24 protein-coding genes are annotated in these 25,306 nt (G+C 74.9%); 9 read left to right on the forward strand and 15 right to left on the reverse strand.

The genetic code is table 11. The features are described 5' to 3' along the window. Genes ACWCYO_RS01080 through ACWCYO_RS01090 form a run of 3 tightly spaced genes read left to right on the forward strand, consistent with a single transcriptional unit; the run spans position 1 to position 3,910 of the window. The gene (locus tag ACWCYO_RS01080) at positions 1-1,851 is read left to right on the forward strand and encodes a dipeptide/oligopeptide/nickel ABC transporter permease/ATP-binding protein (RefSeq protein WP_449782944.1); all 1,851 of its coding nucleotides are present in this window, start codon (positions 1-3) and stop codon (positions 1,849-1,851) included. Beyond that, positions 1,848-2,621, forward strand: a complete 774-nt coding sequence (locus tag ACWCYO_RS01085; RefSeq protein ID WP_449782945.1) for an ABC transporter ATP-binding protein — start codon at positions 1,848-1,850, stop codon at positions 2,619-2,621. Before ACWCYO_RS01080 ends, ACWCYO_RS01085 begins: the two co-directional genes overlap by 4 nt. Then, on the forward strand, positions 2,618-3,910 hold the full coding sequence (locus tag ACWCYO_RS01090) for an NAD(P)/FAD-dependent oxidoreductase (protein WP_449782946.1): 1,293 nt from the start codon (positions 2,618-2,620) through the stop codon (positions 3,908-3,910). Before ACWCYO_RS01085 ends, ACWCYO_RS01090 begins: the two co-directional genes overlap by 4 nt. On the opposite strand, the gene ACWCYO_RS01095 is transcribed toward ACWCYO_RS01090, so the two are convergent. Further along, complete coding sequence (locus ACWCYO_RS01095) at positions 3,900-4,973, reverse strand: alpha/beta fold hydrolase (RefSeq protein WP_449782947.1); 1,074 nt, start codon at positions 4,971-4,973, stop codon at positions 3,900-3,902. The genes ACWCYO_RS01090 and ACWCYO_RS01095 overlap by 11 nt on opposite strands. A gap of 171 nt (positions 4,974-5,144) precedes the next feature. Further along, positions 5,145-5,330 (reverse strand): hypothetical protein, encoded by a 186-nt coding sequence (locus ACWCYO_RS01100; RefSeq protein ID WP_449782948.1) that lies wholly within the window; start codon positions 5,328-5,330, stop codon positions 5,145-5,147. 92 nt (positions 5,331-5,422) lie between these two features. On the opposite strand from ACWCYO_RS01100, the gene ACWCYO_RS01105 reads away from it, so the two are divergent. Further along, on the forward strand, positions 5,423-5,611 hold the full coding sequence (locus tag ACWCYO_RS01105) for a hypothetical protein (RefSeq protein ID WP_449782949.1): 189 nt from the start codon (positions 5,423-5,425) through the stop codon (positions 5,609-5,611). A gap of 124 nt (positions 5,612-5,735) precedes the next feature. Here ACWCYO_RS01105 and ACWCYO_RS01110 read toward each other — a convergent pair whose 3' ends face one another. Genes ACWCYO_RS01110 through ACWCYO_RS01120 form a run of 3 tightly spaced genes read right to left on the reverse strand, consistent with a single transcriptional unit; the run spans position 5,736 to position 8,204 of the window. Then, positions 5,736-6,632 (reverse strand): phenylalanine 4-monooxygenase, encoded by an 897-nt coding sequence (locus ACWCYO_RS01110; RefSeq protein ID WP_449782950.1) that lies wholly within the window; start codon positions 6,630-6,632, stop codon positions 5,736-5,738. A gap of 52 nt (positions 6,633-6,684) precedes the next feature. Then, on the reverse strand, positions 6,685-7,467 hold the full coding sequence (locus ACWCYO_RS01115) for an ABC transporter permease (protein WP_270140426.1): 783 nt from the start codon (positions 7,465-7,467) through the stop codon (positions 6,685-6,687). Continuing rightward, positions 7,464-8,204: an ABC transporter ATP-binding protein gene (locus tag ACWCYO_RS01120; protein WP_270140428.1), complete on the reverse strand. Its 741-nt coding sequence runs from the start codon at positions 8,202-8,204 to the stop codon at positions 7,464-7,466. The genes ACWCYO_RS01115 and ACWCYO_RS01120 overlap by 4 nt, the downstream gene beginning before the upstream one ends. 259 nt (positions 8,205-8,463) lie before the next feature. Here ACWCYO_RS01120 and ACWCYO_RS01125 point away from each other — a divergent pair, with 259 nt between their 5' ends. Both ACWCYO_RS01125 and ACWCYO_RS01130 read left to right on the forward strand, forming a co-directional pair. Beyond that, positions 8,464-9,216 (forward strand): DUF72 domain-containing protein, encoded by a 753-nt coding sequence (locus tag ACWCYO_RS01125; RefSeq protein WP_270140430.1) that lies wholly within the window; start codon positions 8,464-8,466, stop codon positions 9,214-9,216. A gap of 10 nt (positions 9,217-9,226) precedes the next feature. Beyond that, positions 9,227-9,511, forward strand: coding sequence for an acylphosphatase (locus ACWCYO_RS01130; protein WP_270140432.1), 285 nt, complete (start codon positions 9,227-9,229; stop codon positions 9,509-9,511). 38 nt (positions 9,512-9,549) lie between these two features. Here ACWCYO_RS01130 and ACWCYO_RS01135 read toward each other — a convergent pair whose 3' ends face one another. Both ACWCYO_RS01135 and ACWCYO_RS01140 read right to left on the reverse strand, forming a co-directional pair. Further along, positions 9,550-10,209, reverse strand: coding sequence for a helix-turn-helix domain-containing protein (locus ACWCYO_RS01135; protein WP_270140433.1), 660 nt, complete (start codon positions 10,207-10,209; stop codon positions 9,550-9,552). A 26-nt stretch (positions 10,210-10,235) separates the two neighbouring features. Beyond that, complete coding sequence (locus ACWCYO_RS01140; RefSeq protein WP_449782951.1) at positions 10,236-10,814, reverse strand: zinc-binding dehydrogenase; 579 nt, start codon at positions 10,812-10,814, stop codon at positions 10,236-10,238. Between the two features lie 194 nt (positions 10,815-11,008). Between ACWCYO_RS01140 and ACWCYO_RS01145 the strand changes: the two genes are divergently transcribed. Continuing rightward, positions 11,009-12,721: a GAF domain-containing protein gene (locus ACWCYO_RS01145; protein WP_449782952.1), complete on the forward strand. Its 1,713-nt coding sequence runs from the start codon at positions 11,009-11,011 to the stop codon at positions 12,719-12,721. A 32-nt stretch (positions 12,722-12,753) separates the two neighbouring features. Here the strand turns inward: ACWCYO_RS01145 and ACWCYO_RS01150 are convergent, their stop codons facing one another. From ACWCYO_RS01150 to ACWCYO_RS01170, 5 genes are all read right to left on the reverse strand, one after another. Then, positions 12,754-13,737 carry an Acg family FMN-binding oxidoreductase gene (locus ACWCYO_RS01150; RefSeq protein ID WP_449782953.1) on the reverse strand — a complete coding sequence of 328 codons (984 nt, stop codon included), beginning with the start codon at positions 13,735-13,737 and terminating at the stop codon, positions 12,754-12,756. 151 nt (positions 13,738-13,888) lie between these two features. Further along, a complete protein-coding gene (locus ACWCYO_RS01155) occupies positions 13,889-14,569 on the reverse strand; it encodes a response regulator (RefSeq protein ID WP_449782954.1) in 681 nt (226 codons plus the stop codon). Between the two features lie 126 nt (positions 14,570-14,695). Then, on the reverse strand, positions 14,696-15,298 hold the full coding sequence (locus ACWCYO_RS01160) for a CBS domain-containing protein (protein ID WP_270140441.1): 603 nt from the start codon (positions 15,296-15,298) through the stop codon (positions 14,696-14,698). A gap of 9 nt (positions 15,299-15,307) precedes the next feature. Continuing rightward, complete coding sequence (locus ACWCYO_RS01165) at positions 15,308-16,003, reverse strand: CBS domain-containing protein (RefSeq protein ID WP_270140442.1); 696 nt, start codon at positions 16,001-16,003, stop codon at positions 15,308-15,310. Between the two features lie 191 nt (positions 16,004-16,194). Beyond that, a complete protein-coding gene (locus ACWCYO_RS01170; protein WP_449782955.1) occupies positions 16,195-17,403 on the reverse strand; it encodes a hypothetical protein in 1,209 nt (402 codons plus the stop codon). Between the two features lie 376 nt (positions 17,404-17,779). Here ACWCYO_RS01170 and ACWCYO_RS01175 point away from each other — a divergent pair, with 376 nt between their 5' ends. Continuing rightward, a complete protein-coding gene (locus ACWCYO_RS01175) occupies positions 17,780-18,634 on the forward strand; it encodes a YhjD/YihY/BrkB family envelope integrity protein (RefSeq protein WP_449782956.1) in 855 nt (284 codons plus the stop codon). 85 nt (positions 18,635-18,719) lie between these two features. Here the strand turns inward: ACWCYO_RS01175 and ACWCYO_RS01180 are convergent, their stop codons facing one another. The 3 genes from ACWCYO_RS01180 to ACWCYO_RS01190 form a co-directional block, all read right to left on the reverse strand. Next, positions 18,720-19,091 (reverse strand): STAS domain-containing protein, encoded by a 372-nt coding sequence (locus ACWCYO_RS01180; RefSeq protein ID WP_449782957.1) that lies wholly within the window; start codon positions 19,089-19,091, stop codon positions 18,720-18,722. 212 nt (positions 19,092-19,303) lie between these two features. Further along, positions 19,304-19,999, reverse strand: a complete 696-nt coding sequence (locus ACWCYO_RS01185; RefSeq protein WP_270140448.1) for a CBS domain-containing protein — start codon at positions 19,997-19,999, stop codon at positions 19,304-19,306. 5 nt (positions 20,000-20,004) lie between these two features. Continuing rightward, entirely contained in the window at positions 20,005-22,749 is a 2,745-nt protein-coding gene (locus ACWCYO_RS01190; protein WP_449782958.1) for a bifunctional acetate--CoA ligase family protein/GNAT family N-acetyltransferase, read from the reverse strand. A gap of 153 nt (positions 22,750-22,902) precedes the next feature. Here ACWCYO_RS01190 and ACWCYO_RS01195 point away from each other — a divergent pair, with 153 nt between their 5' ends. Next, positions 22,903-25,299: a glycoside hydrolase family 65 protein gene (locus ACWCYO_RS01195; RefSeq protein WP_333493419.1), complete on the forward strand. Its 2,397-nt coding sequence runs from the start codon at positions 22,903-22,905 to the stop codon at positions 25,297-25,299. The last annotated feature ends 7 nt before the right edge of the window (positions 25,300-25,306 follow it).

Below are 25,306 nucleotides of genomic sequence, written 5' to 3' on the forward strand. Positions count from 1 at the left end.
ATGTCCCTTCCCCGCCGGTACCTCCGCTCACCGACGGCCTGGATCTCCGCGGTGATGCTGGCCTCACTGGTCGTCCTCGCGCTGGCCGCCCCGCTGCTCTGGGGAACGGCGGCCGACCGGCCCGACCCCTCTGCGGTGCTGCGGGGCCCGTCCGCGGCCCACCCGTTCGGCACCGACGACCTCGGCCGGGACGTGCTCGCCCGGGTCCTGACGGCCACCCGGCCCTCCCTGCTGCTGGCGCTGGCCGCCACCCTGCTCGGTGCCACCGGCGGCGTGCTGCTCGGCGCGGCCACCGCCGTCGTCGGCCGCCGCGCCCGCCGGCTGCTCACCGCGCTGGTCAACCTGCTGCTCGCCTTCCCCGCGCTGCTGATCGCGCTCTTCCTCGCGGTCGTGTTCGGCGCGGGCGCCGGCGGGGCGGTGCTCGCCCTCGCCGTCGCCGGCGTCCCCGGCTTCGCCCGGCTCGCCCAGACGCTCGCCGCCGCGGTGGCCGGCACCGACCACCTCGCCGCGGCCCGGGTCCTCGGCCTGCGCCGGCACCGACTGCTGTGGCGGCACGTCCTGCCCAACATCGCCGAGCCGCTGCTGCTGGCCACCACCACGGCGGCGGGCACGGCACTGGTCGCGCTCTCCGGGCTGAGCTTCCTCGGCCTGGGCGTCCAGCCACCCGCCTACGACTGGGGACAGCTGCTCAACCAGGGGCTCGACCGGATCTACGCCGACCCGCTGCCCGCGCTCGCCCCGGGCCTGGCCATCCTCTACGCGGCCCTGACCTTCCAGCTGCTCGGCGAGGTGCTGGCGGGCCGCGTCGCCCGGCGCGGCCCGGTGGACCGGACACCCGCGCCACCGCCCGCCCCGAGCGGGCCCGCCGAGGAGGGCCTGGTGCTCCAGGTCGAGGACCTCAGCGTCGAACTCCCCACCCCGGACGGGACGATCCGGCCGGTGCACGGAGTGAGCCTCGCGCTGCGGCCGGGCGAGATCGTCGGACTGGTCGGCGAGTCCGGCTCGGGCAAGTCGCTCACCGCGCTCGCCATCGCCGACCTGCTGCCCGAGCGCGCCCGGATCACCCGGCGGACCCTGCGCCTGCTCGGCGCCGACCTCGCCACCCTGCCCCCCAGGCAGCGCGACCGCCACCTCGCGACCGGCCTGGCGATGGTGTTCCAGAACCCCGCCTCCGCGCTCAACCCGTCCCTGCGGATCTCCACCCAGCTCACCGAGGCCGTCCGGGCCCACCGCACCGCGAGTCGCGCCCAGGCCACCGCCCAGGCCGTCGGCGCCCTGCGCCGGGTCGGCCTGCCCCCCACGCTGCTGCGCTCGCGCCCCCACCAGCTCTCCGGCGGCCAGCGCCAGCGGGTGATGATCGCCTCCGGGCTGATGCTCAGGCCGGGGCTGATCATCGCCGACGAGCCGACCACCGCGCTCGACGTCACCGTGCAGCGGCAGATCACCCGGCTGCTCGCCGACCTCCGGCGGGAGACCGCCACCGCCGTCCTGTTCATCAGCCACGACATCGCGCTGGTCGGCGAGTTCTGCGAACGCGTCCTGGTGATGTACGCGGGCACCATCGTCGAGGCGCTGCCCGCCGACCGCCTCGCCGCCGGCGCCCGGCACCCCTACACCCGGGCGCTGGTCGCCTCGGTGCCGGACCTCGCCGCGGACCGCGACCGCCCGCTGCCGACGGTGGACGGCGCACCGCCCGACCCGCTCGCCCCCGCCCCCGGCTGCCCCTTCGAACCCCGCTGCCCGCGCCGGCTGGGCCACTGCGCCGAGCAGGCGCCACCGATGGACGACCTCGACGCCGTACAGCGGGTCGCCTGCTGGAACCCGGTGCCGGCCGAGGTGGCGGCTTCATGACCGACCTTCGGCTCCGCGACCTCACCGTCCGCCACCACGGCCCGCGCGGCCCGGTCACCGCCGTGGACGGCGTCTCGCTGGACGTGCCGTCCGGCAGCACGCTCGGGCTGGTCGGCGAGTCCGGCTCGGGCAAGTCCAGCCTGGCCCGGGCGGTCGTCGGCCTCGCCCCCGTGCACGCGGGCCGGGTCCTGGTCGACGGCCGGGAGGTCCGGGTCCGCACCGTCCGCGACCGGCGCCGGCTCGGCCGGCTGGTCCAGGTCGTCCTCCAGGACCCGGACACCGCGCTGGACCCGAGGATGACGGTCCGCCAGACCCTGGTCGAGGCGGCCACCGTGTTCGACCGGCTCGACCGGACCGGCCGTGCCGAGCGCGTCACCGGCCTGCTCGGCCTGGTCGGTCTGGCCCCCAGGCTCGCGGACCGGCTGCCGCGGCAGCTGTCCGGCGGCCAGCGTCAGCGGGTCGCCATCGCCCGCGCCCTGGCCGTCGGACCGGGCCTGCTGATCGCCGACGAGATCACCTCGGCCCTCGACGTCTCGGTGCAGGCGTCCGTCCTCAACACGATCCGCGACCTCCAGCGGCGGCTGGGCCTGTCGATGCTGTTCATCGGCCACAACCTGCCCGCGGTCTGCCACGTCTCCGACGCGGTGGCGGTCATGCGGCACGGCCGGATCGTCGAGACCGCCGCCACCGAGACCCTGCTGCGGAACCCGCGGCACCCGTACACCAGGGCACTGCTCGACTCCGTGCCGCGCCTGAGGGGGCAGCGATGACCACCCGCCAGCCGGACGCCGTGGTGGTCGGAGCCGGGGTGATCGGCGCGGCCATCGCCCTCGAACTCGCCCGCACCGGACGACTGGTGGTCGTCGTCGACAAGGCGGGCGCCCCCGGCCACGGCTCCACCAGCGCCTCCAGCGCGATCGTCCGGTTCAACTACTCCACCTTCGACGGCGTCGCCACCGCCTGGGAGTCCCGGCACCTCTGGACGGCCTGGCCCGAGCACCTGCGACTCACCGGCCGCCGCCCGCTCGCGGCCTTCCACCGCACCGGCGCCGTCCTGCTCGACTCCCCACCCGCCGAACCCTCCGAGGTCACCGCCCTGTTCGAGCGCGCCGGCGTCCCGTACCAGCGGTGGGACACCGCCGCGCTGCGCCGGCACCTGCCCGGGATCGACCCCGGCCGGTACTGGCCGCCGAAGCCGGTGGACGACGACGCCTTCTTCGCCGGCCCGACCGGCGAGCTCGGCGCGCTGTTCACCCCGGACGCCGGGTTCGTGGACGACCCGCAGCTCGCCGCCCAGAACCTCGCGGACGCGGCGGGCGAGCTGGGCACCCGGTTCCTGTTCCACCGGGCCGTGGTCGCCGTCGACCGGCAGGCGGACCGGGTGGCGGGCGTCCGCCTGTCCGACGGCACCCGGATCGCCGCACCGGTCGTGGTCAACGCCGCCGGTCCGTGGTCGGGCGGCCTCAACCGCCTCGCGGGAGTCGGGAGCGACTTCACCGTCGGCGTGCGCCCGCTGCGCGAGGAGGTCCACCAGGTCCCCGCGCCGAGCGGGTCCGCACCCGTCGTCGCCGACCTCGACCTCGGCACCTACCTGCGGACGGCCCCCGGCGGCCGCCTCCTGATCGGCGGCACCCAGCCGGACTGCGACCCGCCCGAGTGGATCGACGACCCGGACTCCGCCGATCCCCGCCCCACCACCCGGCGCTTCCGTGCCCAGGTGACCAGAGCGGCCCGCCGCTTCCCGGCGATCGGCGTCCCCAACCGACCGCTCGGGGTCGCGGGGGTGTACGACGTCGCGGACGACTGGACCCCGATCTACGACCGCACCGCCCTCGACGGCTACTACGTCGCCATGGGCACCAGCGGCAACCAGTTCAAGAACGCCCCGCTGGTCGGCCGCTTCCTCGCGACCCTGATCGACCTGGTCGAGGCCGGCCACGACCACGACGCCGACCCGGTCCGGTACCGCTGCGACCACACCGGCAACGTCGTGGACCTGGGAGCCTTCTCCCGCCGCCGCCCGGTCCGGGCGGACTCCGCGCGGACGGTCATGGGCTGACCACCCGCAGCTCGCGCACCAGGTCCCCGACCACGCCGACCACGAACTCGGGCGCCTCGTGCGGGAAGTCGTGGCCCGTCCCCTCCGGCGTGTGCACCAGCCGGGACGCCGTCGACGCCGCCAGGTACCGGACCCTGCCGCGGAGGTAGAAGCGGCTGATCCGCTCGGCCTCGGCCGCGTCCCGGGCGCCGGCCAGCACCGCCTCACCGCCGATGAGATCCCGGGGTATCACCAGCACCAGGGGCAGGTCGCCGAGGTCCCCGTCGTACACCACGGTCTCCCAGCCCACCCGCGCCAGGCCGGACGGCGTGAGCTCGTCGAAGGCCGACGCGGCGGCGCAGAGGTGCGCCGTCCGCCCGCCCCGGCCGCCGAACAACCGCCGCGTCGCCGCCAGCAGGAGGCCGCGACGCATCGCCGCGAGCCGCCGGTTGGGCGGCGCGAAGGCGATCACCTCCAGGGGCGTCGGATCCAGCAGCACCAGGCCGGCCACCAGATCCGGCCGGCGCCTGGCCACGTTCGCGACCAGCAACCCGCCGAAGGAATGTCCGACGAACACGAACGGGGCCCGCTCCCCCGCCGCCTCCAGCGCCGTCGGCAGCTCCTCCGCCTCGGCCGCCGTCGTCCGCGGGAAGGGCCCGACATCGCTCCAGCCCGTCCCGGGACGGTCGACCAGCACCGACCGGGCCCGGGCCGACAGCATCGTGTGCAGCTCGCGGAAGTCCTCACCGGGGGCGTGCCCGCCGGGCATCCAGACCACCGTCGGCCCGCCCCCGGCCTCGCCCTCGCCCAGGACGTGCATCCGGTGGCCGCCCACGTCCACCAACCGCCCCGGCGGCGGATTCACCCGCGCCTCCCGGGCCACCAGCACCAGGTGCCGCACGGCTCCCGCCGCCAGCAGCACACCGACGGCCATCGCCAGAGCACCGAGCGCCACCGCCCACCCGGGGCCCACTGCGACGAGAACGCCGCCCACCCCCGCCACCAGCACCGCGACCGGAACGCCCAGCCAGTCCCGGCTCAGCAGTGCGAGTAAGAAGTCCCCGGCCCGTCCGTCCCGGCGCATCGGTCCTCCGCGAAGGCACTCGAAAACCGATCCATGCCAGTATCCTCCCCCCGTCCACCCGCCCCGACTCCAGGCCGTACCCCCGGGATCGCCCGAGAACGCACCGCACGTGCTCAGCCGCTCGGGGTCACCGCCAGGCGGCGAAGGCGCCGGGAGAGTGGTCGTCGATGGTCACCCGGCAGGCTCGGGGAACACCTCGCGGATCGCCGCCCGCACCCCCTCGGCCAGCGCCTCGCGCAGCACGGGGATGAAGTCGCCCCGCTCGGTGTCGGTCAGCCAGGGGTCCAGCGTGCAGGAGACCAGATGGCTGATCGGAGTCTCACCGGGATCCCCCCGGAGGCCCAGCCGGTTCGCCACCCGCCGCATGTAGGCCCCGCCGTACAGGCCGGGTTGGAGGGCTGAGCCACTGACGATCAGGTCGGGGAGATCCAGGGGCGCGGGCGTGCGGGGTGGTCGACGCCGAGCGTGACGAAGGCCGCGTAGAGGCGCTTGCTGTTGAACAGCGCCTGTCCGTGCTGCGGCAGGCGCTGGGGCCCGAGCTGTACGAGACCGTGCTGGCCGTCCGGCGCGCGGAGGCTGAGCTGTTCGCGATGCAAACGGATGCGGAGGTCATCGAGGCCGTCCGCTGGCGGTACTGACGAAGCATCGGTTCCATGGGAGCGGTTCCTCGGCCGTGCCACCCTTCACGCCCGGCACCGGGCCACCGCTGCGCATACGGAACCACCCGAACGGAGTCGGTGTGAGCCTCCACGGCCTTGACGATCAGGTCCCACCGGACGAGCGCGTCCGGGCGGGGGACCGGCCGAAGCGCGGCGCGCTCTCGTCGTCGAGCTTCTCCAGGAAGCCGTGGAGGGTGTCGGCGACCTCGTGGAGGCAGCGGGCGCTGAAGAGGACCGGCTGGTAGCCGGAGATCTCGTACGGGGTGGCGAGTATCGCCCCGATGTCGAACGCGCGGACCCGGGGCAGTCCCAGGCGCCGGATCTCCCCGTAGGAGGACAGCAGGGCCGCGCCGTAGGCCTTCGGCGCGCCGTCCTCCTCGAGGACCCCGTACTCCAGGGTGAACCAGTAGACGTCGCTGATCATCTGCAGGACGTCCGCGTCGTCGATCCGCCTGGCCGTCTCTCCGATCAGGCGGTAGATGTCGGCGAAGGTCGGGCAGGACAGGTGGATCCCGTGGCCGAGGACGTCGTGGATGATGTCGGGCTCGGGCGTGTACAGCGGTAGGGCGGGGTGGCGGACGAACTGCACGGCGTGGAAGTAGCCGTCGGCCATGGAGCCGAGGAACCGCTTGTTGGCGACGACTCCTCCCGCGAGGGTGAACTCGAAACCCGTCATCCGCCGCAGCCGCGGTCCGACCTCGGCGTGCTGCGGGATGTGGTCGGCGGGAATCGGGGCCTGCTGTCTGGCGTCCAGGACGGCGCGGCAGGCGTGCTCGCCCTGGGCCGCCCAGAGCGCGCGGTGGACGGCGCGCCAGGTCCGGTCCTCGCTCGCGCTGTAGTCGACCGACGGCGCGGGATCGCCTACGCGATGTCCGCGGGCCGCGGCGGCGACGGCCCGGCGCCGCCGCACGTAGGCCGGGTCGCTGAGGCCGGGGTGCTCGCCGGGCGGGCCCAGCCGGCCGTCGGACGCGACGGGCGTGCGCCCTCGTGCTTTGCCCACGGAAGGCTTCTTTCCCGGTGGCGGAGACTCATGCGCCCCGGGGAACCGGATGTCATCGTCGGATACCGGCGGTGAGCGGCCGTAGCCGGTGGACGTCGTCGAACAGGGCTCGCTCGGCCAGGTGGGAGGCGGTGAGGGCGGCCAGGGCGGCGGCGGACAGCATCATGTACATCACCACGATCTGGTAGCGGATCGCGGTGAACGGGTCGACACCGGCCAGGATCAGGCCGGTCATCGCACCGGGCAGGCTGATCAGCCCGACGGTCCTGGTGGCGTCGACGGCGGGGATCAGCGCCGTGCGCAGGGTCGAGCGGAGATGGGGCGCGAAGGCCTCGACGGCGGGCAGGCCCAGGGCGAGGCGGGCCTCGATGGCGGGGCGCGCGGTGCGGGCCTCGTCGCGAAGGCGCACCAGGACGAGGCTGGTGGCCTGCATCGCGCCGGAGACCACCATGCCGCCGACCGGGATCACCACCCGGGCCTGGGGGGCGATGATCCCGAGGGCGAGCAGCACCCCGAGGGTCGCGGCGGAGCCGACGGCGGCCGCGGTGGTGGCGATCGGCAGCGCGCGGGGCATCCCGGCGGAGCGGCCCGCGCAGACGCGCCCGGCCGTGATCACCATGAGCGCGAGCCAGCCGGCTGCCCCGGCCACACCGGTGTGCTGGAGGACGAGGAGCAGGATCGCGCCGACGGCGGCGAGTTGGACGCCGGCGCGTGCGGCGGCCACGGCGATGTCCCGGGCCAGGTGCAGTCGCCGGTGCCACGCCACCGCGATCGCCGGCAGCACCAGGGCGATGGAGGCGGCGACCCCGGCCCAGCTCGGTACGGCCGTGTTCACGTTCCCTTCCGGAGGTAGTCGACGCGGTCCGCCGGTCCCGAGGCGACCAGACGGCCGCCGCGCAGGACCAGGACGTGGTCGGCGACCCGGCGCGCCTGCGGCGCGTTGTGGCTGACCAGCACCACCGCGAGCCCGTCCGCGACCAGGTCCTTGATCGTGTGCTCCACCGCCCGCGCACTCTCCTCGTCCAGGGCCGAGGTCGGCTCGTCGAGCAGCAGCACCTCCGGACCGACGGCCAGCGCCCGAGCCAGACAGACCCGTTGGGCCTCGCCACCGGACAGCCCGGCCGTGGCCCGCGTCAGCATCCCGGCCGGCAGGCCGGTCCGCTCCAACAGCACGGCGGCCTGGTCCTCCCCGAGGTCCGGGCGGCCCACCCGCAGGTCGTCCACGACCCGTTCGGTGAGCAGCACCGGCTGCTGGCCGACCAGGCCGACCCGGCGGCGCAGTTCCAGCACGTCGAGCTCCGGCAGCAGCGCGTCCCGGAAGCGGACGACACCCGACGTCGGCTCCACCAGCCGGTTCAGCAACCGCAGCAGCGTCGACTTGCCCGCCCCCGACGGTCCGACCAGCGCCGTGCACGTGGCGCCGGGGATCCGCGCCGAGAGGCCGTCCAGCAGCAGTCGCCCGGCCCGGCGCACGGTCACCCGGTCCAGGGCGAATGACGGGGGCGCGTCCTCCCCGGGCCTACCCCGACTCCGGGTGCGGGTGCGAACGGCGATGGCGAAGGGCTCGTCCACGGGCCTCCGTTGCCGGTGGGGCGGCGGGCGGGGCCGGCCCGCCCGGCCAGGAATCGGTCCATGCGCATCATCGTGCCAGTCGTACCGCCGGCACCCGTGGTGATCACCATCGCGCCCACTCGTACGGATGACTGACCGCCGGCCACCTCTGACCGGCTTCCCGGGCGTGCGACGCGAGGCGCAGCCGTTTCGCCCGACCGGCGAGCCCCGGGTGTCCTCATCGACTGCCCGGTCCGGCGGATGGGTGTTTGCTGGAGACATGTCGTTGATCGTCGGTACCTCGGGTTGGCAGTACGACGACTGGCGCGGGGTGCTCTATCCGGAAGGGGCGCCCAAGCGACGCTGGTTGGAGGAGTACGCCGAGCGGTTCGCCACGGTGGAGAGCAATGCCGCCTTCTACCGTTTGCCCTCGCCGGACACCTTCGCCGACTGGCGCACCCGTACCCCGGAGGGCTTCGTGTTCGCGGTGAAGGCCAGCCGCTACCTCACCCACATCAAGCGCCTGCACGAGCCGGCCGAGCCGGTCCAGCGGCTGCTCGCGGCGGCGCAGGGGCTCGGGGAGCGGCTCGGCCCGGTGCTGCTCCAGCTGCCGCCCACGCTGCACGCGGACGCCGAGCTGCTGGACCGCTGCCTGGCCGCCTTCCCGGCGGGCGTGCGGGTCGCCGTCGAGCCGCGGCACCCGTCCTGGTGGACGCCGGAGATCCGTGCGGTGCTGACCGGCCGGGCCGCCGCACTGTGCTGGGCGGACCGGGAGTCACGGCCGCTCACCCCGCTGTGGCGGACCTGCGAATGGGGCTACCTGCGCTGCCACGGTGGCCGGGCCCGGCCCCGGCCCCGGTACGGGCGGCAGGCGCTGGCCGCCTGGGTGGGCCGGATCGCCGACGGCTGGGCGGACTCGGCCGAGGTTTACGTGTACTTCAACAACGACCTGGGCGGTGCGGCGGTGCTCGACGCGAGCGCGTTCGCGGCCGCCGCCGCGCGGGCGGGCCGTACCGTGACCCGGACACCGTAGGGAGTGGGCGATGATCCGCAGTCGAGTGATCGTCTCCGGCGAGGTGCAGGGCGTCTTCTACCGGGACACCTGCCGTCGCGAAGCCACCGCGCAGGGGGTGCGCGGCTGGGTGCGGAACCTATCGGACGGCACCGTCGAGGCCGTGTTCGAGGGGACCTCGGCCGCCGTCCGACGGATGGTCGAGTGGACCGGGCAGGGGCCGCCCCTCGCCATCGTGGACCGGGTCCTCGTCTGGGAGGAACAGCCCGAGGGCCTGACCGGCTTCGAGATCCGGGCGACGCCCTGGCCCGGCTAGTCGCTTCGCCGGCGCGCTCGGGACCGTGGCGCGGGCGTTCACCCCTCACCGATCCGGCGGCCGGCGACCTCGCTCGGGCTGATGCGCACCCACAGCGGGCGGGCGCCGCCGGCCCAGGGGGTGGCGCCCGGCAGGGCGGCGAGCCGCTGCTCCTCCTGCGGGTCGTCGATGCGGTGGGCCTGGCCGAGGAGCAGGACGCTCCAGCCCCGGCTGCGGTGCTCGTCGATGTGGTCGACCTGGAAGGAGGCGGGCGAGCACTCGGCGGGGGCGGCGGCGCCGCGCGGGGAGGTGCGGTAGACGACGGTCCGGGCGTCGACCGCGTAGTTCACCGGGAGCACGACCGGGGCCGCGCGCCCGGGCAGGCCGATCCGGCCGACGCCGTGGGTGCCGAGCAGTTCCCAGCACTGCGGTTCGGTCAGGTGGAGCAGCAGCGGGCGCGGAGTCGCGGCGTCGGTCTGGCCCGGCGGGGCGTCGGGGCGGTGGCCGGTCAGCAGTTCCCGCCAGGGCGTGCCGAGCGCGGTGGCGATCCGGAGGAACGCCTCCTCGTCGAACTCCGGCCCGGTGCGCAGGAGTTGCCGCAGGTAGGCCGGCGACATGTGGGTCCGGTACGCCAGCATCCCTTCGCTCAGGCCGAGTTGGTTGCGGCGCTGGAGGATCCGGCGGGCGATGGCGGCGGGATCGGGGCGGTCGGTGATCATGATGGCGGCTCCTCGGCACGCGGGGGTCACGTCCGGAAGAGCGTGACCTTGAGGGCTCCGGTGTCGGCCGCGTCGGCGAAGACGTCGTACGCGTCCTGCAGCTCGTCGAGACCGAAGCGGTGGGTGACCAGCCCGGCGACGTCCAGCCGGCCGGCGGCGAGCAGGTCGAGCAGCAGCGGGGTGCCGTCGGTGTCGACCAGCCCGGTGGTGACGGTGACGTCACGGATCGAGAGGTCCTCCAGGCGGAGCACCGCGGGTTTGCCGTGCACGCCCACGTTGGCGACCCGGCCGCCGGGGCGCACCAGGCGGGTGCAGGGTTCGAAGGACTCGGGCACGCCGACCGCCTCGACCGCGACGTCCACGCCGAGCCCGTCCCGGCCCAGTTCGCGGACGGCCTCCGGGGTGGCCTCGGCACCGACGGCCTCGTGGCCCAGGACGCGTCCCTGTTCCACCTCCGGGACGTCGCCCTCGAGGATGTGCAGGTCGGTGCCGCAGATGGTCACCGCGTCCACCCGGACGACGGCGTCCTCCGGCTCGCGGACGACCGGGTCGGGGACGTCGCCCCAGGTGCGGCGGCCGGGTCCGTGGTAGCTGAGCGCCTTCAAGCCCTGCTCACTCCCCTCGGGGTGGCGGAGCCGGGCCGGTTCCGCCGGCTCTTCCAGCGTGCGACGCCGGTGCGCCGGCGGCAGGGGCCCGGTGGGGTCCGGTCGATGGGTCGATGGACCCCTTCGGTGTCCGGCGGGGCACGGCGCGCGCGCCTACGCTGGTCAGTGGCATCGGGCGAGCCGTGGAGGATTCCTTGGCCGACGCATCGGAGAGTTCGGCTCCTGTGCCCAAACTGCGCCTGGACGAACTCCTGGAGGAGCTCCAGGCCCGGCTGGACGCCGCCCGGGGCACGCGCGACCGTGTCCACAGCCTGCTGGAGGCGGTGCTGGCGGTCGGACGCGACCTGGAGCTGGCCCAGGCCCTGCAGCACATCGTGGAGGCGGCGGTCACCCTGGTGGACGCCGAGTACGGCGCCCTCGGCGTGATCGGCGAGGACCAGCGGCTCTCCCAGTTCATCCCGGTCGGGGTCACGGACGACCAGGTCGAGCGGATCGGGGACCTGCCGTCCGGCCACGGCATCCTGGGCGAACTGATCCGCCACCCTGAGCCGCTGCGCCTCAGCCGGATCTCCGATCACCCGGCCTCCTACGGCTTCCCGGCGAACCACCCTCCGATGAACAGCTTCCTGGGGGTGCCGATCCGGATCCGCGACAAGGTGTTCGGCAACCTCTACCTGACCGAGAAGCGCGGCGGCGGTGAGTTCGACGAGGAGGACGAGTCGGTGCTCGCCACCCTCGCCGTCGCCGCCGGGGTCGCGATCGACAACGCCCGGCTCTACGACCGGGCCCGGCAGCGGCAGCGCTGGTTGGAGGCGAGTGCCGAGGTCACCAGCACCCTGTTGTCGGGCAGCGGCGAGCAGGAGGTACTGGACCTGCTGCTCACGCGGGCGGCCGAGATCGCCGGAGCGGACCTCGCGGTCGTCGCGCTTCCGGTGCCGGATGCCCGGTTGGAGGTGCGGATCGCCGTCGGGCTCGGCGCGGAGCAGCACCGCGGGCTGGTGCTGCCGGTCGAGGGCTCGTTCATGGGTGCGGCCTTCCGCACCGGTGGGCTCGTGGTGAGTCCGGACGTCCAGAAGGACCCGCGGATCACGGCCGGTCCGCCGCGTTGGAAGGGCCTGGGGCCGGCGGTCGCGGTGCCCGTCGGCACCGCCGAGCGCGGGGTCCGCGGCGTGCTGATGCTGGCCCGCGCGGTCGGCGCACCGCTGTTCGAGGAGAGCGAGTCCGGGCCGTTGCTGGGCTTCGCCGGCCAGGCGGCGGTGGCGATGGAGCTCGCGGAGCGCCGCCGTGACTCCGAGCAGGTCGCGCTGCTCAAGGAGCGCGACCGGATCGCCCGCGACCTGCACGACCTGGCCATCCAGCGGCTCTTCGCCACCGGCATGACCCTCCAGGGCGCCACCCGCTTCATCGAGCATCCCGAGGCGACCGACCGCGTCCTGCGGGCGATCGACGACCTGGACGAGACGGCGAAGACCATCCGCGCCACCATCTTCGGTCTGCGCCTGCGCGAGTCCGGCCCGGCGGCGAGCGGTCTGCGCGCCCGCCTCGTCGACGTCGTCGACCGGGCCGCCCGCGCCCTCGGCTTCACCCCCGCGCTGCGGATGACCGGCCTGCTCGACGCCACCGTGCCCGCCGAGCTCGCGGACGCGGCCGTCGCGGTCCTGGCGGAGGCCCTGTCCAACGTCGCCCGCCACGCCCGGGCCCGCACCGCCGAGGCCACGGTCTCCGCCGAGAAGGACCTGACCGTCAAGGTCACCGACGACGGCGTCGGCCTCCCCGAGGGCGGCCGCCGCAGCGGGCTCACCAACCTGGCGGACCGGGCCGCCGCCCTGGGCGGCACCTTCACCGCCCGCGCCCGCCCCGAGGGCGGCACCGAACTGGTCTGGCGGGTGCCCCTGCCGGAGTCCTGAGGAGCCGGCTACTCCTCCCGCTCCAGCAGGTCCTACCCGTCCCGCTCCAGCACGTCCCGGGCCGCGAGGCGTGGCGTCGGCGAGCCCTCCGGGCCGTAGCCGAGGCGGATCAGGATCTGGACGTAGCCGGGGCCCTGGTGCGGGTCGCGGGCCTCCCAACGCAGGTAGGGCCATTCCATGGCCTGGTGCAGCAGGGAGGCGCGGACGCCGTGGACGGTGGCGGCGAGCAGGACGTGTTCCAGGGCGAGGCCGGCGCGCAGCCAGTCCTCGGGGGTGTCGTGCTCGGTGGTGAGGACGGCGATGCGCGGCTCGTGTTCGAACCGGGCGGGGGCCTGGTGCTCGGCGGCGTGGAGGGCGGAGAAGTCCCGCATGGGCAGGTGGCCGGCCAGGTCCTGCGGGCCGAGCGCAGCGGGCGGTATGCCGTAGGGCCGGGCGTCGCCGGTGCGGATCCAGCTGCGGCTCTCAGTGCGCTGGGCGTCGTCGGTGGTGTTGCGGCGCTCGGCCTCGGCGGTGAGGTGGAGCAGCCGGGCGGTCTCCGCGTGGTCGGGCAGGTGGAGGGCGGTGTCCTCGGCGCGGGCGGCCGCGACCAGTTCGTCGAGGACGGCCGGGGGGACGGCCTCGCCGGTGAACGGTGTGCGGATGGAGTGCCGCCGCCAGATCGCCTCGTACAGCCGCTCGGTGCCCGGGACGGGCCCGGTGGCCGCGCCGTCGAGGCGGACGGCGGCGAACAGGTCCGGTTCGGCCGGGTCGGGCAGCAGGCGCACTTCGGGCGCCCAGCCGAGGTGGCGGGCGGCGACGCGCAGGTTGAGCACGGCCGCGCCGACGGAGATGTGCAGCGCCCGGCCCTGGGGGTCGGCGGCCGGGACGGCGCGGCTGCGGTCGGCCGTCACCTCGAGGGTGGAGGTGGCCGACTGGAGGTGGAAGCGCCAGGGCTGGCTGTTGTGGATCGAGGGTGCGGCGACCGCGGCGGAGACGAGCTTCTCCAGGCCGGCGGCGTCGAGGGCGAGGGTGGGCATGGCCGCCTCCGTTGCTCGGTCGGGTGGACCACTTCCACCGTGCGACCGGGTTCCGGTGTGGCGCTTGGGCCGTTCGGCTCTCTCTCCGGGTCCGCCCGGCTCAGTGCCGGCCCGGGTCCGCGCGGCTCAGTGCCGGCCCGGGTGGTGCGGCTCAGTGCCGGCCCGGGTGGTGCGGCCCGGGGGGCTCCTCGGCGTGGGCGGCGAGGACGGCGGCCTGGAGCCGGCGTTCCACGCCCAGCTTGGCGAGCAGCCGCGAGACGTGGTTCTTCACGGTCTTCTCGGCGAGGTAGAGCTCCTGCCCGATCTGCCGGTTGGTCTTGCCCTCCCCCACCAGCGCGAGGATCTCCCGCTCACGCGGGGTGAGCCCGGCGAGCGCGGCGTCCGTCTCGCTCTCCTCGTGGTGGCGCAGGCTCTCCATCAGCTTGTGGGTGGTGGCCGGGTCGAGCATGGACTGGCCGGAGGCCACCGTCCGTACGGCCCTGACCAGTTCGGCGCCCTTGACCTGCTTCAGGACGTAGCCTGCCGCGCCCGCCATGATCGCGTCGAGCAGCGCGTCGTCGTCGTCGAAGGAGGTCAGCATCAGGCAGACCAGCTCGGGCATCCGGTCGCGCAGGTCACGGCAGACGCTCACCCCGTCGCCGTCCGGCAGCCGTACGTCCAGCACGGCGACGTCCGGGCGCAACGCGGGCACCCGGGCGAGGGCCTGGGCACAGCTGGCGGCCTCACCGACGACCTCGATGTCCTCCTCGGCCTCCAGGAGGTCGCGGACGCCGCGCCGGACGACCTCGTGGTCGTCCAGCAGGAACACCCGTACGGGCTGGCGCGTGTCCATGACCTGCTCCCTGGATGTACGCGGGCGGTGACACCACCGATTCTGCGCGTTCGCGCCGCGCCGCGCACCGGGTCAGCCGCGCGGGACGACGGCGACCGGGCACAGGCCTGGTGGGCCACCGCCCGGTCAGGCCGGGGCGGCGAGCCGGAGCTCGACGCCGGCCACCCCGGGCACGGAGCGCACCAGGCGCTCCAGGACGCCCGCGGAGACGGCGTCCGGCAGGCCGCCGGTCAGGGTGATCCGGCCGTTCTCGCAGCGCACCTCGGTGCCCAGCCCGGCTTCCGGGCCGAGGGTGGCGACGAGCTCGAAGCGGACCCGGTCGGCGAGTTCGCGATCGTCGCCGAGGTAGACCTTCAGCAGGTCGCCCCGGCTGACGATGCCGACCAGGTAGTCCTCCTCGTCCACGACCGGGAGCCGCTTGAGGTGGCCCCGGGCCATCGCCCGGGCGGCTTCGTTGAGCGGGCTGCCGGGGCGCACGGTGACCGCCGGGACGGACATCATCCGCCCCGCCGTCAGGGCGTCGGCGCGCTCGCCGTCGCGGTCGCGGGCGGTGAGCAGGTCGGCCTCGGAGACCACCCCGATCACCCGCCCGTCGCCGGTCAGCACGGGGACGGCGCTGACCCGCCAACGCTGCAGGGTCTCGGCGACCTCACGGAAGTCCGCGTCGCGTCCGACGGCGACCACCGCGTGGGTCATCACGTCGGCGACGGTGCTCGGTGTGCTGGTCACGGCGGCCTCCTAGGAAGCGGCTCGGTAGGCGCGGGGGTGTTCCAGGTGCGGCTCGGTGTCGTCCTCGGTCCAGTCGAGGGTGGCGTGGACCGCGACCACACCGTCCACGGCGCGGCAGAGCTGCTCGGTGATCGGGATCAGGCTGCGGCGCGGCAGCCGCCCCTCCAGCGTGACGACGCCGTCGTGCACCGACACCTGGACGTCACCGGGGTCGAGCCAGAGGGTCTGGCCGAGCACGTCGTGGTTGATCTCGTCGCGGATGCCGGCGTCGTGGCGCAGGAAGACCTGCAGCAGGTCGCGGCGGCTGACGATGCCGACCAGCCGACCGATCTCGTCCACCACGGGCAGCCGCTTGACCCGGTGCTTGTCCATGGCGCGGGCGGCCTCGGGCACCGACCAGCCCGGGCGGGCGGTCATGGCGGGACTGGTCATCAGCCCGCCCGCGGTCTCCGCCTCGGCGCGGGCGCGGTCCTCGGCGTCCAGCCAGCGGCCCGGGAAGCGGCCCTCCGGGTCCGGCAGGACGGCCTCCTTGCGGAGCAGGTCGGCCTCGGAGACCATGCCGAGCGGTCGGCGCTGGTCGTCGACGACCGGGATCGCGGTGATGTCGTTGCGGTGGAACAGCGCCGCAACCTCCTTGAACGGCGTGTCGGGCCGGGCGGTGACGACCTCACGGGTCATCACGTCGCTGACGCTGCGGTGCTGCATCGTCCTCACTCCTCCTCCGGTGGTCCCGCCTCCACTGTCCGCCCGCCGGAAGCCACCGGACAGGGCCGTACGGTCCCCGCCGTGAGGGCCGGTTCGGCCCAGGCCGGCGGGTCCGTGCGGCAGGACGACGGGAGGAGTTCCGCACCCCCGGGAGGCGGCCGTGCTACTCCTCGTGGAGTCCGGGCAGCCCGTCACCCATCGGAGCGGTTCCCGGCGCCGACCCGTCCGGAAGCGGCGAGCAGCGCCAGGACGACGAGCACCGCGAGGAGCACCAGGACGAGCAGCAGCACGGTCGGCACGGTCGGGTGGTTCCACAGGGCGAACACCAGGGCAAGGACCAGGAGGGCCGCGAGGGCGAGCCGGCGGCGGTGGGCATCGGTCCAGGTGCCGACCCGCCCGGTGCGCACCCCGTGCGCGTAGCCCCAGCGGGCGACGGAGTCCGCGGCGCGGTCCGCCCGCCCCCGGACGGCGCGTGGCAGCCGCCCCGCACCGGACAGGTAGACGCCGAGTGCCACCAGCACACCCAGGACGATCGCGGTGCGCAGGGCGATCCGCGGGAAGTGCAGCAGGGTGTCGAAGACCACCGCCGCGGCGGCCCGGGACTGTACGGCGGGCGGCAGGTGGTCCAGGTAGTAGTGACGGGCGATCACCAGGGCGACGGCCACCACCAGGCAGCCGCCGGCCGCGCCGAGCGCCGTGGAGACCAGGGCCCGGCGCCTGCGCCGGGCCAGCAGGATGCCGAGCGCGCCGAGCACCACGGTGAGCACGGGCATCCAGTTGCCCACCACGTCGAGTGCGTGCGCGGCGCCGCGGATCCTGGCCAGCTCGTCGGACTGGAACAGCACCAACCGCTTGTCCACGTCCGGGATCTTCTCGGCCGGGGAGAGCCCAGCGGCCACCAGCTCCTGCTTCAGCCGGTCGACGACCGTCCCGAGGTCGAGCGTGACGGTGCCGTCGGAGATCTCGACCGCGCCCCGGCCGTGGCCGGTGAGGACCTGGACCACGGCCGTGTGGGCGGCGCGGTTGGCCTGCGTCCACACGGTGGCGAAGGTGTCGCTGTGCACGACCTCCGTCGCGGCCTTGGTGACCACCTGGTTCACCGCGTCGTCGAGTTCGGGCCCGAGCGATTTGACCGCCGCGGCGGCCCTGGGGGGCAGGCCGTGCGACTGCAACCAGGCGGCCAGGTCGGAGGTGACCGCCGAGCCGTCCACCTTCACGTCCACCGCCTGGGTGATCCGGTGCACGGCGGCGTCCTGGATCGCGGGATCGGTCGCCAGCGGGGCGACCGTGGCGACGTACCGGCCGGTGTCCAGGACGATGTCGTGCACCCAGACGGTGAGCAGCGAGACCGGTACCAGGACGCAGGTCAAGGTGATCAGCACGGCCGAGACGGTGCTCATGACGATCCGCCCCGCCCGGTGGCGGCGCTCGGTCCCGGAGGGCGGACCGTCGCCCGCCGCCCCGCCCGTTCCCGGCGCGGACGAAGGCCCTGGCGGCTCGTCCATCGGGTCTCCCAGCACTCCGTGCGGCCATGGCGCCGCTGACCACCATTGCCCCGTAGGCCCCGGCCTCCGGCACCCCGAGGTGAGCCGTCCGGGCGAGCTGCGGCGGCGGCCGGAGCGGCTGCCCGCGCGGGCCGTTGCGCCGAACGGCAGTCCGCCGGAGATGCCACGCGTCATCCCGTCGCCCAGTCTTGGACGGAATCCCGGGTGCTCGGCGCCGGTGACGAACCGCGGCGGCGGCCGGAGTGCCGACACCGGTCGGAGGGAGAGCGCAGTGGCGGAACGGCGTGGTCGGCCCAGCCGCGCTCAGCGGATCCGCGCCGGATCCACCCGGCTGCGCGGGCGGACGGCCAGGCTGCGCGAGGCCCCGTTCCCGCGCCGACTCGCGGCCCAGCTGATCCACATCCACGTGCTGGACACCGCCACCCGCCTGGCGGCGCAGGCGTTCCTGACCGCCATCCCGGTGCTGTTCGTGATGGCCGCCTTCATGCCTCGCGAGGTGCGCAAAAGCGTCTCCGAGTCCCTGCGCACCGTCCTGGGACTCCACGGTGCCTCGCTCGACCAGGTCAGACAGGTGCTCGAGACCAGCCAGACGGAGACCACCGAGTCCTTCGGCACCGCCGGAATCCTGGTGACCCTGCTCTCGGCCACGAGTTGCAGCCGGGTACTGCAGCGCCTGTGCGAACGTAGCTGGCACCTGCCCCATCTGGCGGGACGTCTGGCGGCATGGCGGTGGCTCGCCTGGCTGTTGGTGTGGCTCGCCGCCCTGACCGTCCAGGGGCAGGTGTGGGACGGATTCGGGGCGGGCAACGGGCTCGGGCTCGTCCTCTACCTGCTCACGGTCACCCTTCTCTGGTGGTGGACACAGCACCTGCTGCTCGGCGGCCGGGTTCGCTGGCTCCCGCTGCTGCCGGGGGCCGCGCTGACCAGTGCCGCACTGACGGCGCTCGCCTGGGGATCGCGGCTCTACGTCCCCCGCTCGCTGAACCGCAGCGTGACGCAGTTCGGCTCGCTCGGCCTGGTCTTCACCCTGCTCAGCTGGCTCATCGTGGTGTTCACGGCCATCACGCTCGCCATCGGCATCGGGTACGTGGTGGCGGGCCGGGACCGACCGACGGACGCGGAATGAGGACGCGAGACGCTGCTGGTCAGGGCAGGGACTCCTTCGGTAGCGCCCGCCTCGTCGGGAACGGGAGACGGGAGGGAAGGGAAGGTTAGTGGGGGGACTCCGGCGAACCGGCGCCCGCCGGGCTGCCGACCAGGGCGGGTTGAGCCGGCAGGAGGTCGGTGAGGCGGAGCAGGGCGAGGATCCGGCGGAACCGCGGCCGGACGCCGGTGAGCCGGAACTCCGCGTGGTGGACGCGGCAGGCCCGGCGGGCCTGGAGGAGGGCGCGCACGCCGGCGGCGTCGCAGAAGGTGAGGGCCTCGACGTCAAGGACCAGTTGACCCGGACGAGCCGCGAGGGCCCGGATGACGGCGTCGAGCAGGAGCGGCGCGGTCGCGATGTCGAGTTCGCCTTCCAGCGACATCGACACGCAGTCCTGACACATCCCGGCCCTGGTACGGAGTAGTTCGTCGTGTTCCATGACGACCGCCTGGGAAGCTCGGCTGGCGGAGCGGGCCGGGAACATCAGCCCTACGTCCACCGTAGGAGCGGGTCTTCCGACCGGCCGATGGGCCGTATGGCCCCCGGCGGGGGCCGTACGGCCTTCGCGGGGTGCCCTCCAGCCCTCCTCGCGGGCTCAACTTCGTGCCGGCCGATCAGGCCGCCGGAGGAGCGCGGGTGCTGCGCGAAGCCTCACCCGAACGGCCCACCGCCCGGCCCCGGCGGGTCGTCCAGGTCCCAGGTGAGGTGGTCGGCCAGGGCCTTCAGGCCGTCGATGCGGGCGAGCTGGAGGCAGAGGGCGGCCGCGTCGCCGCGGGTGCGGGTGCGGCCGGTGACCGAGAGCAGGCCGCGTTCGCAGCGGACGTGCAGGGAGGTGGGCACGACTCCGCTGCCGGGGGTGAGGGCGAGGGCGAGCGCCTCGGAGCCGATGGCCTCGTCCTCGCGGCGCAGGGCGTCGAGCAGGTCGTGGGTGGAGAGCAGGCCGGTCAGGCGGCCGTCGGCGTCCACGACCGGCAGGTGGTGGAGGGCGTGCTCGGCGACCAGGGCCACCGCGTCGGTGGTGTTCGTGTCCTCGGTGACGGTGACGGCCGGGGCGGTCATGAGATCGCGGGCTCGCAGTTCCCGTCGCGGGTCGTGCTCGGCGTGGGCGGCGAGCAGGTCGGAGGCCGCGACGACGCCGGTGACGGTGCCGTCCGTGGTCACCACGGGCACGATGCCGCGCCGGGAGGCACTCAGCACGGCGGCGACGGTGGCGAAGTCGGTGCCGGGGGTGACGGCGATGCCCGGGCGGCTCATGCAGTCGCGGATCCGGGTTCGGCCGGGCGGGCGTCCGGGCTCCACCGGCGGGAAGGTGTCGGCCGGTGTTCCGTCGAGAACGCTGTGCTTCATGGTGTTCACTCCCCTTCGGCGGCCGCCGGGCGCCGCAACCGCCGCAGGTAGGGGTCGAAGGACCGCCGGCGTTCGAGGCGGACCCGGGCGTCCACGCAGACCGCGCCGGCGGGGCGGAGGATGACGGGGTTGAGGTCGGCCTCGACGAGCTCCGGGAAGTCGTCGGCGAGCCGGGAGAGCCGGGCGAGGACGGACCGTAGCGCGGCGAGATCGACCGGCGGTGCCCCGCCGTCGCCCAACGCCCCGCCGTCGCCCAACAGGAGTGGTGCGCAGCGGAGTTCGGCGACCATGGTGGTCAGGTCGCGTTCGCTCAGCGGGGCGAGCCTGGCCGCCCGGTCGGCCAGCAGGTCGGCGGCGGTGCCGCCCAGGCCGAGGACGATGAGCGGGCCGAAGACCTGGTCCTGAACCACGCCCGCGAGCAGCTCGACGCCGGGTGCGGCCATCGGCTGGACCACCGCCCCGGCCAGCTCGCCCCCGAAGTGGTGGGTGAACTCCCGGTAGGCGGCGCGCACCTCTCCATCGCCGGCCAGTCCGGTGCGGACCGCGCCCGCGGCGCTCTTGTGCACCTGGCCGGGCCAGTACGCCTTCAGGGCCACCTTCCCCTCGTGCCCGAGCCGGCGCAGGCCGGCCGCGCTGACGGCCGCCGTGTGCTCGTCGCGGGCCCACACCGAGGTGATCAGCGGCAGCCCGTAGGCCTCCAGCAGGTCGGCGGTGGACAGCGGGTCGAGCCAGCCGCCCTCGGGGTGGGCGGTGAGGTGGCCGTCCACCACACTGCGCGCTGCGCGGCGGTCGCAGTCCGGCGCATCGGCCGGCGGTGAGAACGGCTCCGCGAGCCGGCGGGCGCGGTTCCGGGCGTGGGCGAGGGCGCGGGCGGCGGAGAGGCTGTCGGAGTAGGCCGGGATGCTGCCGCCGTCGGCGCAGCCGCGGTAGCGGACGGGCACCTGCTGGTCGAGCAGTACGGCCGCGATCGGGACGCGGCGCCGCGCCGGGCCCTCCAGCAGGGCGCGCACCGGGTCCTGGCCGGGGGTCTCGCACAGCGCCGTCGGCGCGATGCACACCAGGATGGCGTCCACGGCCTCCTCGCGTTCCAGGGCGCGGAGGAACAGGGCGAGTTCGGTCGGGCGCACCGCCGCCGTGGTGTCCACCGGGTTGCGGACGGAAGCACCGGGCGGGAGCAGGTCCGCGAGCTCGGCCGGGAGTTCCGGCAGGTCCAGCCCTGCCTCGGCGCAGGCGTCGGCGGCCAGGATGCCGATGCCGCCCGCGTTGGACACCACGGCGACCGCTCCGCGCGGGGCCGGCAGCGGCTGGGCGTGCAACAGGGCGGCGGCCTCGACGAGTTCCTCGATGCTGCGGGTCGCGGTGATGCCGGCCTGGCGGAACAGTGCCTCCCGGGTGACGGTGGGGGTGGCGGCGGCCGCGGTGTGCGAGGCGGCGCCCCGCCGGCCGGCGGTGGAGCGCCCGGCGTCGACGGTCAGCACCGGGATGGTCCGGGTGACCCGGCGGGCGGTGCGGGCGAAGGCGCGCGGGCTGCCGAAGGACTCCAGGTGGAGCAGTGCGAGGTCGGTGCGGTCGTCCGCCTCCCACCACTGGAGCAGGTCGTTGCCGCTGACGTCGTACTTGTCGCCGAGCGAGACGAAGCTCGACACCCCGATGCCCAGCCAGGCCAGTCGCTGGAGCAGCGCGATCCCCACACCGCCGCTCTGCACCGCCACCCCGGCGGTGCCCGGCCGGGGGAAGGCGCCGCCGAACTCGGCGTCCAGCCGGACGGTGGGATCGGTCTGGGCCATGCCGAGGCTGTTCGGCCCGACCAGTCGCATGCTGTGCCGACGGCAGGCCCGCATCAGCCCGCGGGCCTCCTCCGCCCCGAGCCCGGAGGTGAGCACCACCAGCGCCCGGACCCCGGCGGCGCCGCACTCCTCGGCCGCGCCGGGGACGGCTCCGGCGGGCACGGCCAGCACGGCGAGGTCCGGCACGGCGGGCAGCGCGTGGACGGAGGGGTAGGCGGGCGCGCCGTCGATCTCCGGGGCGTACGGGTTGACCGCCCAGACCTCGCCCGCGAAGCCGCCCCGCCGGATCTTCCCGAGGACGGTCCGCCCGACCGAGCCCGCCCGTCGGGACGCCCCGACCACCGCGACCGAGGCCGGGCGCAGCAGCGCCGCCAGGCTCGCGACGTCGGCGCGGCGGCCGCGTTCGTCCACGGCCGAGCGGTAGCGCTCGCCGCTCTCGTCGTCCAGCGGCACCCGGATCCTGACCTCACCCTGGGCGTAGCGGCGCTCGACCGGCAGCCCGAGGTCGGCGAAGACCTGGTGGACGGCCCGGTTGCCGAACAGGGTGTCGGCCTCGAAGAAGCGGATGCCGGCGGCGCGGGCGGCGTGCACCAGGTGTTCCAGCAGCAGGGTGGCCGCGCCCCGGCCGTGCCAGCGGTCGGCGACCGACAGGGCCAGCTCGGCGGTCTCCGGCGGCTCGTCCAGCAGCTCGCAGTCCGCCTCGCCGACCAACTCCTCCCCCACCCAGGCGCCGAGCGCCAGCAGGTCGCTCCGCAACGGTCCGCAGAGCCGGTCGGCGGCCTGCTCCGGCGCGTTGCGGCTCACCCCGAAGAACCGCATCCGGCGGCTCTCCTCGGACATCCCTTCGGCGTGCAGGTCCAGCACCGCCCGGTGGTCCTCCGGGCCGAGCGGGCGGAGTTCGACGGTGGTGCCGTCGGCCAGCAGGGCCTCGGCGGTGTTCCGCGGCGGGTGGACGGTGGACATGGCGCCTCCTCCTCGGCCGTCGCCGTGCTACCCCTCCAGCCTCCGCGCCGGATCGGCGAGCCGCGAGGGCCGACCGGCCCCGCCCGCCCGCCGAGCGGCCCGGCGGGGCGGTGCGCAGACTGGAGGCAGGCCAGTCGGCACGGAGGTCGCGTCGTGGCAGCAGACCCGCCGGCGGGGTACCCGGACATGCCGGACCCGTGGACGCTGCGCTACCAGGGCTTCGACCCGGACGAGGAGGGGCTGCGGGAAGCCCTGTGCGCGGTCGGCAACGGCTACCTGGTCAGCCGGGGCGCCGCACCGGAGTCCGTCGCGGACGGGGTCCACTACCCCGGCACGTACCTGGCCGGCTGCTACGACCGGGCCGAATCGACGGTCGCCGGGCGGACGGTCACCAACGAGGACCTGGTCAACTGCCCGAACTGGCTGCCGCTGACCTTCCGCCCGGCCGACGGCGCGTGGTTCGCCGGACCGCCCGCCGAGCAGACCGTGGAGCTGGACCTGCGCCGGGGCGTGCTGACCCGCAGCGCGCTGGTGGTGGACGAACGGGGGCGGCGGACCCGCCTGGTGCAGCGCCGCCTCGTCAGCCAGGCCCGTCCGCACCTGCTCGCGCTGGAGAGCACTTTCACGCCGGAGAACTGGTCCGGCCCGCTGGAGGTGCGCTCGGCCCTGGACGGCGTCGTCACCAACACCGGTGTCCTCCGCTACCGGGGGCTGACCGCGCGCCACCTCGTCCCGGCCGGTCAGGGGGTGGACGAGGCGGGTCTGCTCTGGCTGGCCGCCGATGCCGCCAACTCCCCGCTGCGGATCGCCCTGTGCGCCCGGACGAGTGCGGACCGCGCGGCGCGGGTGAGCACCGAGTCCCGCGAGGGCTGGGCGGCCCACCACCTCACCCTGGACGCCGAGCAGGGCCGGCCCGTCACCGTGACCAAGACCGTCGCGGTGCACACCTCGCGCGACCGGGCGATCGAGACCCCGCTGCGCGCCTCCCGCCAACTCGTCGCCGAGGCCGGGAGCTTCGACCAGCTGCTGGCCGAACACGCGCTGCGCTGGGCCGAGTTGTGGCGGCATTGCCGGATCGAGGCGGACTTCGACGGCGCCGGCCCGCTGCACCTGAACCTGTTCCACCTGCTCCAGACCCACTCCGAGCACTCCGTCGACCTGGACGTCGGCATCCCGGCCCGCGGGCTGCACGGCGAGGCCTACCGGGGCCACGTCTTCTGGGACGAGCTGTTCGTGCTGCGGCTGCTGAACCTGTGCTTCCCCGAGCTGGCCCGCGCCGTGCTGCGCTACCGCCACCGCCGCCTCGACGCCGCCCGGCGGCAGGCCCGTGAACTCGGACTGCGCGGGGCGGCGTACCCGTGGCAGAGCGCCGCCGACGGCCGGGAGGAGTCCCAGCAGCTGCACCTCAACCCGCTGTCCGGCCGCTGGCTGCCCGACCACAGCCACCTCCAGCGGCACGTCGGCTCGGCCGTCGCGTACAACATCTGGCAGTACTACCAGTCCACCGGCGACCGGGAGTTCCTCGCCCTGGCCGGCGCCGAGATGCTCCTGGAGATCGCCCGCTTCTGGTCCTCGGCAGCCCGCTACGACCGGTCCAGGGGCCACTGGTCGATCCGGGGTGTGCTCGGCCCCGACGAGTACCACGACGCCTACCCCTGGGCGGCCCGGCCCGGCCTGGACGACAACGCCTACACCAACGTGCTGGCCTCCTGGGTGCTGGCCCGCGCCCAGGACGCCCTGGACGTCCTGCCCGGGTACCGCCGCGCCGAGCTGCGCGAGCGCCTCGCGCTGGACGACCTGGAACTGGACCGCTGGCAGGAGGTCGGCCGGCACCTCCACGTCCCCTTCCACGACGGCGTGTTGAGCCAGTTCGACGGTTACGGGCGGCTGGCCGAACTCGACTGGGAGAGCTACCGGCACCGTTACCCCGACCTGCGCCGGCTCGACCGGATCCTGGAGGCCGAGGGCGACACCGTCAACCGCTACAAGGCCTCCAAGCAGGCCGACGCGCTGATGCTCTGGTACCTCTTCTCCGCCCGCGAGGTCCGCGACCTGCTGCGCCGCCTCGGCCACCCCGCGGGCCACGAACTGCTGCGCCGCACCTCCGACTACTACCTGCGCCGCACCGTGCACGGCTCGACGCTCAGCTCCGTGGTGCACGCCTGGGTGCTCACCCGCTCCGACCGCCGCGCCTCCTGGCGCTACTTCCGCGACGCCCTGGTCGCCGACCTCCGCGACCACCAGCACGGCACCACGGCGGAGGGCGTCCACCTCGGCGCCATGGCGGGTGCGGTCGACCTGCTGCAGCGCTGCTACACCGGCCTGGAGGTCCGCGAGGACGCCCTCTGGCTCGACCCCCACCTGCCGTCCGCGCTCGGCCGTCTGGAGCTCGACCTGCGCTACCGGGGCCACTGGGGTCTGACGATCGCCGTCGACCGCCGCACGGTCACGGTCAGCCTGCGCGCGGACCGCCAGGAGCCGGTCCGGATCCGCCTGCGCGGCACCGAGGCGACGATCGGACCGGGCGAGACCCGGCGCTTCCACCTCTGAGCTGCCG

The sequence above is a fragment of the Kitasatospora sp. NPDC001683 genome, assembly GCF_053596495.1.